This window comes from Clostridium sp. MB05 (assembly GCF_046581255.1).
Taxonomy (GTDB): domain Bacteria; phylum Bacillota; class Clostridia; order Clostridiales; family Clostridiaceae; genus Clostridium.
This window is the reverse complement of the sequence record NZ_CP174370.1, coordinates 2952215-2964437: the sequence shown is the minus strand read 5'-3', so window position 1 is coordinate 2964437 and position 12223 is coordinate 2952215. Positions and strand designations below refer to the sequence as shown.

Here is a 12223-nt window from a genome sequence, read left to right as displayed (position 1 = left end):
ATGATTTATTTAAAAAATAAGGAGTATAAAAATATAATTTTATTTTATTTAGGACGATTTATATCAATATTTGGGACATCTATATATACTTTTGCAATGAGTTTATATGTATTAAAAATAACTGGATCTAGTCTTAGTTTTTCGACTACATTGATTTTAAGTATATTACCTGTAATTATATTAAATCCAATTGCAGGAGTAATTGCTGATAAATACGATAGGAAAAAGTTAGTTGTTATAGCTGATTTATTAAATGGATTGTTTCTATTTAGTATATATTTAATTAGTATTGTAAAGGGGTTAAGTGTAGGGGTAATTTATTTAAGTACTTTTGTTATAACAAGTATAAATATAATATTCGATATCAGTATAGGAGCATCTATACCTAATATTGTATCTAGAGAAAAAATAGTTAATATTAATTCTGGAAGTAGAATAATAGACTCAACATCATCTATACTAGGACCTATTATAGGTGGAATAATTTTCTCCGCCTTTAATATAAAAAGCTTTATATTATTCAATTCAATATCATTTATATTTTCAGCCTTTTTAGAAGTATTTATTGATTTTAAATATGCTAAAAACCAAGAGAAAGATATATTTATTGATAAGAATAAAATAAATTATATAAAAGATATAAAAGAGGGATTTAAGTATTTAATAACTCAAAAGTATATTATCAATATGCTAATAATATTTATAATATTTAACTTCTTTATATCTTTCTCGGTTACTATTCCTATGCCAATTATATTAAATAATATATTAGAGTTATCATCAAAAGGTTTTGGGATAATTCAAGGTTCAATTCCTGTAGGAATGATAGTAGGAGCATTTGTGGTTAAAAATGTAATATCAAGATATAAGATAAATAATATATTTTCTATAGTGGGAATATTAATGTCTATAAATATAATATTGTTATCAATACCTTTATTATTTGAAGACAACATAAATAATACAAATATATATATTATTTATTATTCAATTGTAATGATTTTTATGGGAGTATGTATATCTTTAGTTGATATTCCATTTTCATATAATATGCAAACTAAGATTGATGAGGAGTATAGAGCTAGATCTATGAGTCTTACAATAAGTATAGTGAAAATAGTTGTGCCTTTTTCTTATTTGATTTCTGGGGTTTTACTTCAAAACATTGAGGCTTATATAATAATTATTTTAGGTGGTATATCAGTTCTTTTAATAAGCATTGTGTTTTATTACTACACTAATAAAAAAATTGGAACTACAGGCAATTAAGCCTGTAGTTTTAACCAATCTAACATTGAAAGTATCCAATCTTCTTGAGGGATGTGCACATCTCCAACATTTCCGTGACTTTTATCATTAGGAATACCATGACAATCAGAACCACATGAAATAAATAAATTCTTTTCTTTAGCTAATTTTAAAAATCTTTTTGTATGAGCTTTAGTGTTTCTAAAATAGATAGATTCTAAACCATCAAACCCAAGCTTTAATAAATCTTCAATTGGTGTTTTTCTAACATGTAGTGGATGAGCTAAAAAAGTTAAAGCATTATATTTTTTTAACAACTCAAGGCCTTCCTTTGTAGAAAGTTTTGTAGATGGAATATAAGCAGGACAATTATTTCCTATAAAGTTATTAAAAATATATTCATGGTCATAAGGATATCCAGCATCTATTATAGCTTTAGCTATGTGAGGTCTTGCTATAGTATCCTTTCCATTAGATAAAACTTTATCTATATCAATTTCAATATTATGATATTTTTTTAGGTTATCTACAATTTTATAAGCCCTACTAATTCTTTTTTCTTTAAATTCATTTAATATATTATTTAACTCAGGATTGTTATAAGTATCTTTATTAAAAAAACCTAAAATATGAATTGATTCTCCATTGTGTTCTGTTGATAGCTCAATACCTGGGATAAAATTAATACCAAGTTTATTAGCTTCATTCAAAGCTTCATCTATTCCAGTTAATGTATCGTGATCCGTTAACGAAACATAGTCTAAATTCTTATCTTTTGCCATCTTTACTATGTCTCTTGGAGTAAATCTACCATCAGAGCAAATAGAGTGAATATGTAAATCACATTTAAACATATAGTACTCCTTTCAATAAACATAAAATAGAAGTTTAAATTTCAAACTTTTATATTATTATGATATAATTTATTCATTAAAATTATTTTAACATAATAACATCACTTTTAACACAAAACATGGAGGAGATTTATGCTTTTAATGATAGATAATTATGATTCTTTTGTGTTTAATTTAGTTAGATATATAGAAGAACTAGGTGAAGAAGTTTTAATATATAGAAATGATAAAATAACAATAGAAGAAATAAAGTACTTAGATATAGATGGAATAATAATATCTCCAGGACCTAAAGCTCCAAAAGATGCAGGAATATCATTAGATATTATACATAGCTTTAAAGGAGTTAAGCCTATTCTTGGAATATGTTTAGGACATCAATGTATAGGACACTACTTTTCAAGTTCAGTAATTAAAGGGAAAGAACCAGTCCATGGAAAAATAAGCTATATTAAACATTCAAATAATGACATATTTAAAGATGTGAAAAATCCATTAAGAGTTACAAGATATCATTCACTAATAATAGATGATAGAGATATTAGTAAGGATTTAGAAGTAACTGCCTATACAGAAGATAGGGTAATAATGGGAGTGAAGCATAAAAAATATCCTATATACGGCGTACAATTTCATCCTGAGGCAGAAATGACAGAGGAAGGTCATAAAATAATAAAAAATTTTATAGATGTAGCTAAGAACTTTAAGGGGGTATAAATGATTAAAGTAAGAGAAGTAAAAATAAATTTTAATCCTCTTGAGGTATATAATATTTTCAAAGATGAGGTCAATACAGTATTATTAGATTCATCTAAAGAAGATAAAATTTTGTCTAAGTTTTCATTTATAGGCATAAATCCATTTCTGATTTTTGAATCAAAAGGAAAAGAAGCTTTTATAAATAAAAAGTTGTTTAATGGAGACCCTTTTAATGTTTTAGAGGAGCTTTTAGATAAGTATAAATGTAATTCTAAGGAGTATGATAATATTCCATTTTTATCAGGTGCAATAGGATATATTTCATATGATACAGGAAGAATTATAGAAAATCTTCCTAATACTAGTAGTGAAGATTTTTATATAGATGATATGAAGTTTATATTTTATAGAAATATAATAATTTTTGATTTAGATAAAAATAAACAATATATAACATCAATTAGTGATAATAACTGGGATAAAGAAATTGATTTAATAGAGGAAAAGATAAAGTTTGCCCAGGAAATAATAGAAGAAACCTTTGAGGAAAGCAATAAAATTTTTATATCTAACTTTGAAAAAGATGAATATAAAAAAGCTATTACTAAATTAAAAGATTATATTATAAGTGGTGATGTGTATATAGCTAATTTAACTCAGAGGCTTTACACAGAAAGTAAGGAAGATTCTTTTGAAATATACAAGAAGTTAAGAACTATAAATAAGGCTCCTTTTGCAGCCTATATGAACTTTGAAGATTTTCAAGTAGTAAGCTCTTCTCCAGAAAGATTTATGGAAATAAATAAAGGTAGGGTAGTTACAAGACCAATAAAAGGTACAAGACCTAGAGGGGAAAATAAAGAACAAGATCTTGAAAATAGTCTAGAGCTTATAAATAGTGAAAAAGATAAAGCAGAGCTATTAATGGTGGTAGATCTTGAAAGAAATGATTTAAGTAAGGTTTGTAAGCCACATTCAGTAAAGGTAACAGAATTATTTAAGCTTGAAACATATGCAACTGTATTTCATTTAGTTTCTACTGTAGAGGGAGAATTAAAAGATAATATATCAGCAGTAAGATGCATAAAAGAATGTTTTCCAGGAGGTTCTATAACAGGAACTCCTAAAATTAGAGCTATGGAAATAATTGAAGAGTTAGAGAAGATTAAAAGAAATTTTTATACAGGCTCTATAGGATATTTTGATTTTAGAGGTAATGCAGATTTTAATATAGCCATAAGAACTATTATAAAAAAAGATAATAAAGCTTACTTTGGAGTAGGAGGAGGAATAACCTACGATTCTATAGAGGAAGATGAGTATAATGAGACACTAGATAAAGCAAAAGCATTAATGAGGGTATTATAATGAGAAATTTAATTTATAAAAACGATAAAGCTTATATAGATAGTGGGTTCTTTTTTGGAAGAGGAGTTTTTGAGACTATACTTATAAAAAAGACCCCTATATTTTTAAGAGAACATATAAATAGATTAAATAATGGTATTAAGACTTTAAAAATAGGAGAACCTTTAGAAGAAAATTATATAATGAGCATAATAAAAGAAATTAATATACAAAATTGTGCATTAAAAATAGCTGTAACTGAAAAAAATATAATATTAGAGCCTAGAGAAGTGTTATATAAAAGTGGGGACTATATAAGAGGCTTTTCATTAAAAACTTCAAATATTATTAGAAATTCTACATCTAAACTAACTTATATAAAATCTCTAAATTATTTAGATAATATTTTAGAGAGAGAATCTGCTTTAAAAGAGGGATATGATGAGGTTCTATTTTTAAACGAAAAAGGATATATTTCTGAAGGCAGTACTTCTAATATTTTTATAGTAAAAGACAATATAGTGTACACACCTAATGTAAGGAGTGGACTTTTACCAGGAATAGTTAGAGATTTCATAATTAACAATTATGAGGTATATGAAAAAGAAATAACTTTAGATGAAGTTATGGAATCTGATGAAATATTTATAACAAATAGCTTACTAGGCATAATGGGAATAAGTAAAATTAATAATAAGATTTTAAAGGAAAATAAAGTTACAATAAAGATTAGAGAAAAATACGAATTGAAAATAGAAAATTAGGAGGGGCATTAATGATAGATAAAGAAAAGATACTACAAGGAGTAAAACTGATATTAGAAGGAATAGGAGAAGATACAGAGAGAGAGGGGCTTTTAGATACTCCTGATAGAATAGCTAGAATGTATGAAGAAATATTTTCAGGTATAGGCAAGGAAGCAAAAGAAGAATTATCTAAAACTTTTACTGTTGAAGGTAATGACTTAGTATTAGAAAAAGATATTACTTTTTATTCAATGTGTGAGCATCATCTTGTTCCTTTCTATGGAAAAGCTCATATTGCTTATATCCCAAAGGGAAAAGTTGCAGGTCTTTCAAAACTTGCAAGATGTGTTGAAGTTTATGCAAAGAAACCACAATTACAAGAAAGATTAACTACTGAAATTGCTGATGCTATAATGAAATATTTAGATGCAGAAGGAGTTATGGTTGTAATTGAAGCTGAACATATGTGCATGACTATGAGAGGAGTAAAAAAGCCAGGAACAAAAACTGTTACTACTACATATAGGGGCTCCTTTAAAGAAGATTATGAGTTAAGAAGAGAAGTATTAAGTTTACTAAAGTAGGAGGTAGAATTTTGGAAAATGTCAATAAAATTCTAAATCATACAAAGTATAAAGAATTATTAGATGAGCTTAATGAATTAGAAAAAGAAAGAGAATTTTGTAATCATACTCTCGAGCATTTTTTAGATGTAGCGAGAATTGCTTATATAGATGTATTAGAAAAAGGGTTAAATTATAATAAAGAGATAATATATTCAATAGCATTATTACATGATATAGGAAGAGTACTTCAATATAATGAAGGAATAGACCATCATGAAGGAAGTGCTATAATAGCACTAGAAATATTAAAGGAAACAGCTTTTAGTCAAGCTGATAAAGAATTAATAATTAAGTGTATAAAAGAACATAGAAAAGAAAGCCAAGATGAGCTTTCAAAAATTATATACGTAAGTGATAAACTCTCTAGAAATTGCTTTAAATGCAAGGCATATAAAGAGTGTTATTGGAGTGAGGATAAAAAAAATAAAACTATAAAATATTAATCTTAGGCATCTGAAAATAAATAACAAGTCAAATATGGGAAGTATATTTTGAGTTAGACAAGGAAACAGGTTCCACAGATAGTAGCACTATCTAAGGGGTCTGTTGACGCAGTATAACACAAAATAGACGAACATTCTGACTTATTTATTTTTTGAAGATGCCTTAAGGGGAGAGAAGCATGAAGATAGGAAATAAAGTTATTAATTTAGATGAAAGAACATATTTAATGGGAATTCTAAATGCAACACCTGATTCTTTTTCTGATGGAGGTAAATATAATGAAGTTGAAGAAGCTGTTAAAAGAGCAAAGGAAATGGTAGAAGAAGGCGTTGATATAATAGATATAGGAGGAGAATCAACAAGGCCAGAGGCAGAATATGTATCTGAAGAGGAAGAAATAAAAAGAGTAGTTCCAATAATAAAGGCTATAAAAAAAGAGTTAGATGTTATAATATCAATAGATACTTATAAAAGTAAAACTGCTGAAGAAGCAATAAAAGCTGGTGCAGATATAATAAATGATATATGGGGCTTTAAGAAGGATAGTAATATGGCTACAGTGGCTGCTGAATATAATATTCCATGTATATTAATGCATAACAGAGAAGAAAAGCCATATACAAATCTAATGAAGGATGTTTTAGAGGATTTAATAGAAAGTATAAATATAGCTTTAGATGCAGGAGTAAAAAGAGAAAATATAATATTAGATCCAGGAATAGGTTTTGCTAAAAGTTATGAAGAGAACTTAATTGTTATGAATAACTTAGAAAAGATTGTTAAAATGGGATATCCAGTATTGCTTGCAACTTCAAGGAAATCTATGATAGGTTTTGCATTAGATCTTCCAGTTACTAAAAGATTAGAAGGAACTATAGCAACAACAGTTATGGGAATAATGAAAGGTTGCAAGATTATTAGAGTACATGATATTGTTGAAAATAAAAGAGCTTGTATAATGACAGATAAAATACTAAAAATGAAATAGGGGGGGGACTATGGATAAATTATATTTAAAAGATGTAGAGATATTTGCAAATCATGGTGTTTTTAATGAAGAAAAGTCTTTAGGTCAAAAATTCATATTATCTTTAGAGCTCCATGTTGATTTAAGTGAAGCATCTAAGAATGGTGATTTAACAAAGTCAGTTCATTATGGAGAGCTTTGTCATAATATAGAGAAGGAGTTTCAAAAGGAAAGCTATGATTTAATAGAAACAGCAGCAGAAAAAATAGCAGAGTATGTATTATATAATTATGATTTAGTTAAAGGAATAAAAGTATTATTAAAAAAGCCATGGGCTCCAATAGGTAGGTATTTAGATACAGCAGCAATAGAAATAAATAGAAGCTGGCATAAGGCTTACATTGCATTAGGTAGTAACATTGGAGAAAAAGAAGAAAATATAAAAAAGGCAATAGAAAAAATTAAAGATAATAAAGAAATAGAAGTATCAAAGATATCAACTATAATAGAAACTGAACCTTGGGGATATGAAAATCAAGATAGTTTTAAAAATGCTGTTATAGAAATAAAAACTATATTAAATCCAAAAGAGCTTATGACTTTATTATTAAATATAGAAAAAGATATGAAGAGAGAAAGAATTATAAGATGGGGTCCAAGAGTAATAGATTTAGATATTATTTTCTATGATGATTTAATAACTAGCGATGATTTTGTGACAATACCACATCCTAGAATGGAAGAAAGAGAGTTTGTGCTAGCTCCATTAAATGAAATAGCTCCTAATATGATACATCCTTTAAATAAAAAAAGAGTTTTTAGAATGCTAGAAGAAATTAAAAATTAAAATATTAGAGACAGTATATAGATTTTGATTTTATACAAAATCTATATACTGTCTTTTTTAACCTTCGAATCCATTTGATACCTTTTTTATATACTCACAAAATTTATATAAATTATAATAATCTGAAACTTCCTCCATTGAAATAACATCTTCTTCATAAATTCCATCCCAAGGGTACAAGGAAACTAACTTATCATTGTATGCATTTATAATATATTTTGCATCTGAAAATTCTATTATTAACTTATATTGAGGAGTAAGTTCTTTTTCTACCTCAGCATCGTAATTTTTTTCGTTTAAAGAATCTATAAATTCAGGTAAAATGCTATGTTCTTCCTGACTAACATTATAATACTTATATATATCTAAATCAAAAATTTTAATATTATAAGGTTCTTTGTTGTTAAGTCTTTCATGTATTTCATTTGTATAGTAATTAATATTAGGTTTGGTATTTGGCCTTATGTATTGAGCTGTATTAATATTGCAACCAGGTAGAAAGACTATCAGCATTATAAGGATACAAGTAATAAAATGTTTCTTCACGATATGCCTCCTAAAATAATAAGTTATATATAAACTTATTCTGTAAAGAAAGAGTTTAGAACATTTTTAATTAAAAGAGAATAGTATAGATTAATAATAATTTTCCTTGGAGGAAGGGTGAAATACGGAATAGATATAAATAATACTAAAGTTCTAAATGCTATTTCACAGGAATTAAAAAAAAGTGGCAATTTCATTGTAAACTTATCACAAGAGGAAAATAAAAATCAAGGACAAGTATTATTAAAAAAAGTAGTAATAGCAAATATAACTAATATAGATTTTTATATTGGAATAGAATTCAACAGAGATATTTCAAAATGCCAGATATTTTATGATAACAACGAAAAGTCTAAAAAATGTAGTGAAATAATAAAAAATATTTTTCAAAAAAATTTTCAAAATATAACTTGTGAAATAGGTGAGCATCTTTATTTACTTAAGAACACAAATGCACCAGCCCTGTATATTAAAGTACCTTTAGAATATGAATGCACAATAGAAAAATTATATATAGAAGAGATAGTTAATGTATTAATTAATTTGGAAATATGAATTGGAGAAATAATGTTTATGAAAGATTTAAATATGACATAAAATTGCTAAAGATAGTTTTATGTCATATTTTTATGAAATTATATAATTTTATATTTGTAATAAAATTAATGAATCCGTAGTAGAAATAATTAATAACAATAATAGGGAGAGTATCATGCACATAATAGCAACAATAGGACCAAAATCTACAGATAAATGGGTTATTAAAGAACTTATAGAAAATGGAGCAGACATATTAAGATTAAATTGTTCTCATTTTAATAAAGAAGAATTTGAGCAGGTAGTAAAGGTAGCAAGAGAAATAAAAGGAGATTTACATATACTGGTTGATTTGTGTGGAAAAAAAATAAGAGTATCTAAAGAGTTAGATTATATATATAAAATTTATAGTGGACAAGAAGTATATTTTTGTGGAGAGGATTTTTATAAAATTATTGAGATTTCAAAACTTAAGGAAATGAAGCTTATTCCTCTAACAATAGAGACAGAAGAAATAATAAAAAGTGATATAAAGTCCATTTCAATGAAGGATAACTCAATGAACTTTGAAATTATTGAAGTAGATAAAGGGCTAATAAAGGCTAAGGTTCTTAGAGGAGGAATTATAAGAGGGGGAAAAGGATGCAATTTATCTAATATATATAATAACAAAAATTGCTTAAGTAAAAGTGATAAAGAAAGCATACTATGGGCTTTAAATAACGATATAGATATTATATGTCAATCATTTGTTGAAAGTGAAGATGATATAAATCTAGTAAGAGATTTAATTTCTAAGGAAGTTAAGAAGAATAGTTGTGATTTATGGGCTAAGGTAGAAACACCAAGAGGAATAAATAATCTTGAGAAAATATTAAAAGTAGCTAACTCAATAGTTATAGGAAGAGGAGATTTAGTTCCAGAAGCAGGAATTCTAAATGCTGTAGATCTTCAAGAAAAATCTATTAATATGATAAAAAGAAATAATAAAAAGGTGATAATAGCAACACATTTATTAAATAGCATGAAAAATGGACATCCAGCTACTTTGCCAGAAATTGAAAGTATTAGTAAGTTTGTAAAAATGGGTGTTGATGGATTTTTATTAGCAGGAGAAACATCTATAGGAAAAGTACCTATTCAAACAGTTAAATTTCTAAAAAGTGCAATAAATCATTATGATAAATAGGAGTTTTGTATGGATAAAAAAATAGAAACAATTATTAATTCAATATTGTGGGTGATTTTAGGAGTAGTAATGATTTTATTGTTTTTATATGTATATAAATGGGTGGGATAACCACTCTTTTTTATTCTTTAGGAAATTATAAAAAGTTTATTATGTGGATAACTTTTTATAATTTCCTTCCTTCACTTTTTTATTATAAAGTAAATAATAAATCAATAAGTTAATAAATTAATAAATTATATTAAAAAAATAAAGAAAAATATTTGATTTTACTGTATAATAAAATTAAAATAATGGCAAAAGGGGTAGATAAGATGTGTAATATAGTACATATTGAGCAAAGTGGCTTCTTTTCTAAATTAGTAGAGAGAATAGTTTTAGAAAAGGGTTATAGATACATTAATGTTAAAGATTTTTGTGAAGCAAAAGAAATCTTAGATTCACAAAATGTTAGTCTTATAATAACATCATTATATTCTAAATGTGGAAGTATCGAAGACTTTATAAAAGAAATAGATAAGAAGTTTGATATACCTATATTTGTAGTAACTAGTGATGATATGGGAGATACTAGAAAAGACCTAATTAATCTTGGAATAAGTGAGTATATATTAAAAAAAGATTTAGAAGAAGAAATAAAAAAATATTTAGACACTGTTTTTAGAGAAGATGAGTATATTAAGGATCTTCAAGAAGTGGCTATAGCTATAGTTGAAGATAATGACTTTTTTATAGATTTAGAAAAAGAAATATTAAAATCTAGAGGAATAACTAATGTAGATTATTATAAAGACGGAAAATCTTTAACAGAAAGCGGAAAAAAATATGATATATATCTAATAGATATTATACTGAAGAATGAATTTGGAAAAGACCTTATTAGAAAAATAAGAAGAAATAATATAGATGCATCAATAATAGCCGTGACTGCATTAGATAGTAATAAAGCTTTATCTAAAATACTAGATAGTGGAGCAGATGATTTTATAACTAAACCAATAGATGAGGAATTGTTTATAGCTAAGTTAAAATCAAATATAAGAATCTATAATCTTCAAAAAAAATTAGACAAGCTTAATAAAAATTAAATTTCTTAAGAAAAAAGAAATACTTTCTTATGTCTTTTGTAACAATATTGACATAAAGATATAGTAATATATTTATATAGTTGTTAGCGCAGTTTAGCAATTAATAATTTATCCCCTTAATAAAAAAAATGATATCCAATTTTGGATATCATTTTTTTATATATTATTCTCTAGAAAAGCTTTCACAATTAGTTTCACTATATAACTTAACATCACTACCAGAAACATTTATAGAATTTAATGAACATAATTCATTTTCGTTATATCTACAAGTGTTAACTTTACAAACTAAACAACTACAAGGCTCACCCTCATCATAAGTATTATTAGTTAAATTTCCGTAAATAGCTCTATCTAAGAATGATGCACAACATGTATCACATTCTTTATCTGAATTTTTTCCAACAACATTTGTACGATTGGAAAAACAAATATTTTCTTTATTATGAGAACAATTATTTGCACTACAATAAATTTTTTGCATAAAAATCTCTCCTTTTTAACAATTATTAATTAAAGTATCTATCTAGCAAGCCTTTAAATGCACAACCATGCCTAGCTTCATCTTTACACATTTCATGAACAGTATCATGAATTGCATCAAGATTATTTTGTTTAGCTAAATCAGCAAGCTTTTTCTTACCATCACAAGCACCATATTCAGCTTCAACTCTAGCTTGTAAATTTGCTTTTGTATCGGCAACAACAACTTCACCTAATATTTCAGCAAACTTAGAAGCGTGTTCAGCTTCTTCGTAGGCTATTCTTTTATAAGCTTCAGCTACTTCAGGGTATCCTTCTCTATCAGCTTGACGAGACATGGCTAAATACATACCAACTTCAGTACATTCACCTATGAAGTTAGCTCTTAATCCTTCTAAAATATCAGAATCAATATCTGCTAAAGTGCCAATTTTATGTTGGTCTGCCCATTTCATTTCATCAGTAATTTCTTGGAATTTTTCAGGTCCTACTTTACAAACAGGACAAAATTCAGGTGGATTATCTCCTTGATGGATATAACCACAAACGGTACAAACAAATTTTTTCATTTAGAATCCTCCTTAAAATAAATTTAGATAATG

At 26.3% G+C, this 12223-nt stretch carries 15 protein-coding genes; 11 read left to right on the top strand and 4 right to left on the bottom strand.

Features of this window, described 5'->3' with window-relative positions; all coding sequences use genetic code 11:
- Window positions 1-1269, top strand: coding sequence for an MFS transporter (locus ACH36K_RS13920; protein ID WP_411168212.1), 1269 nt, complete (start codon window positions 1-3; stop codon window positions 1267-1269).
- Here the strand turns inward: ACH36K_RS13920 and ACH36K_RS13915 are convergent.
- Window positions 1266-2102, bottom strand: coding sequence for a PHP domain-containing protein (locus tag ACH36K_RS13915; RefSeq protein ID WP_411168211.1), 837 nt, complete (start codon window positions 2100-2102; stop codon window positions 1266-1268). The two genes, ACH36K_RS13920 and ACH36K_RS13915, sit on opposite strands and share 4 nt — an antisense overlap.
- A gap of 132 nt (window positions 2103-2234) precedes the next feature.
- Here ACH36K_RS13915 and ACH36K_RS13910 point away from each other — a divergent pair, with 132 nt between their 5' ends.
- The 7 genes from ACH36K_RS13910 (at window position 2235) to folK (ending at window position 7778) form a co-directional block, all read left to right on the top strand.
- Window positions 2235-2819, top strand: a complete 585-nt coding sequence (locus ACH36K_RS13910; RefSeq protein ID WP_411168210.1) for an anthranilate synthase component II — start codon at window positions 2235-2237, stop codon at window positions 2817-2819.
- Window positions 2820-4169, top strand: a complete 1350-nt coding sequence (pabB, locus tag ACH36K_RS13905) for an aminodeoxychorismate synthase component I (protein WP_411168209.1) — start codon at window positions 2820-2822, stop codon at window positions 4167-4169.
- Window positions 4169-4912, top strand: coding sequence for an aminotransferase class IV (locus tag ACH36K_RS13900; protein ID WP_411168208.1), 744 nt, complete (start codon window positions 4169-4171; stop codon window positions 4910-4912). The genes pabB and ACH36K_RS13900 overlap by 1 nt, the downstream gene beginning before the upstream one ends.
- Before the next feature lie 11 nt (window positions 4913-4923).
- Complete coding sequence (gene folE / locus ACH36K_RS13895) at window positions 4924-5478, top strand: GTP cyclohydrolase I FolE (RefSeq protein ID WP_411168207.1); 555 nt, start codon at window positions 4924-4926, stop codon at window positions 5476-5478.
- Window positions 5479-5489: 11 nt separating this feature from the next.
- Complete coding sequence (locus tag ACH36K_RS13890; protein WP_411168206.1) at window positions 5490-5963, top strand: HD domain-containing protein; 474 nt, start codon at window positions 5490-5492, stop codon at window positions 5961-5963.
- Between the two features lie 179 nt (window positions 5964-6142).
- Window positions 6143-6952, top strand: a complete 810-nt coding sequence (gene folP, locus ACH36K_RS13885) for a dihydropteroate synthase (RefSeq protein WP_411168205.1) — start codon at window positions 6143-6145, stop codon at window positions 6950-6952.
- Window positions 6953-6962: 10 nt separating this feature from the next.
- Entirely contained in the window at window positions 6963-7778 is an 816-nt protein-coding gene (gene folK, locus ACH36K_RS13880; protein ID WP_411168204.1) for a 2-amino-4-hydroxy-6-hydroxymethyldihydropteridine diphosphokinase, read from the top strand.
- A gap of 57 nt (window positions 7779-7835) precedes the next feature.
- Here folK and ACH36K_RS13875 read toward each other — a convergent pair whose 3' ends face one another.
- Window positions 7836-8324 carry a DUF4883 family protein gene (locus tag ACH36K_RS13875; RefSeq protein ID WP_411168203.1) on the bottom strand — a complete coding sequence of 163 codons (489 nt, stop codon included), beginning with the start codon at window positions 8322-8324 and terminating at the stop codon, window positions 7836-7838.
- Window positions 8325-8441: 117 nt separating this feature from the next.
- Between ACH36K_RS13875 and ACH36K_RS13870 the strand changes: the two genes are divergently transcribed.
- The 3 genes from ACH36K_RS13870 (at window position 8442) to ACH36K_RS13860 (ending at window position 11138) form a co-directional block, all read left to right on the top strand.
- Entirely contained in the window at window positions 8442-8879 is a 438-nt protein-coding gene (locus ACH36K_RS13870) for a hypothetical protein (protein WP_411168202.1), read from the top strand.
- 157 nt (window positions 8880-9036) lie between these two features.
- The gene (locus ACH36K_RS13865; protein ID WP_411168201.1) at window positions 9037-10050 is read left to right on the top strand and encodes a pyruvate kinase; all 1014 of its coding nucleotides are present in this window, start codon (window positions 9037-9039) and stop codon (window positions 10048-10050) included.
- Window positions 10051-10364: 314 nt separating this feature from the next.
- Entirely contained in the window at window positions 10365-11138 is a 774-nt protein-coding gene (locus tag ACH36K_RS13860; protein WP_411168200.1) for a response regulator, read from the top strand.
- Window positions 11139-11301: 163 nt separating this feature from the next.
- Here ACH36K_RS13860 and ACH36K_RS13855 read toward each other — a convergent pair whose 3' ends face one another.
- A complete protein-coding gene (locus ACH36K_RS13855; RefSeq protein WP_411168199.1) occupies window positions 11302-11622 on the bottom strand; it encodes a DUF1540 domain-containing protein in 321 nt (106 codons plus the stop codon).
- A gap of 25 nt (window positions 11623-11647) precedes the next feature.
- Complete coding sequence (locus tag ACH36K_RS13850) at window positions 11648-12190, bottom strand: NADH peroxidase (protein WP_411168198.1); 543 nt, start codon at window positions 12188-12190, stop codon at window positions 11648-11650.
- Window positions 12191-12223 lie beyond the last annotated feature (33 nt).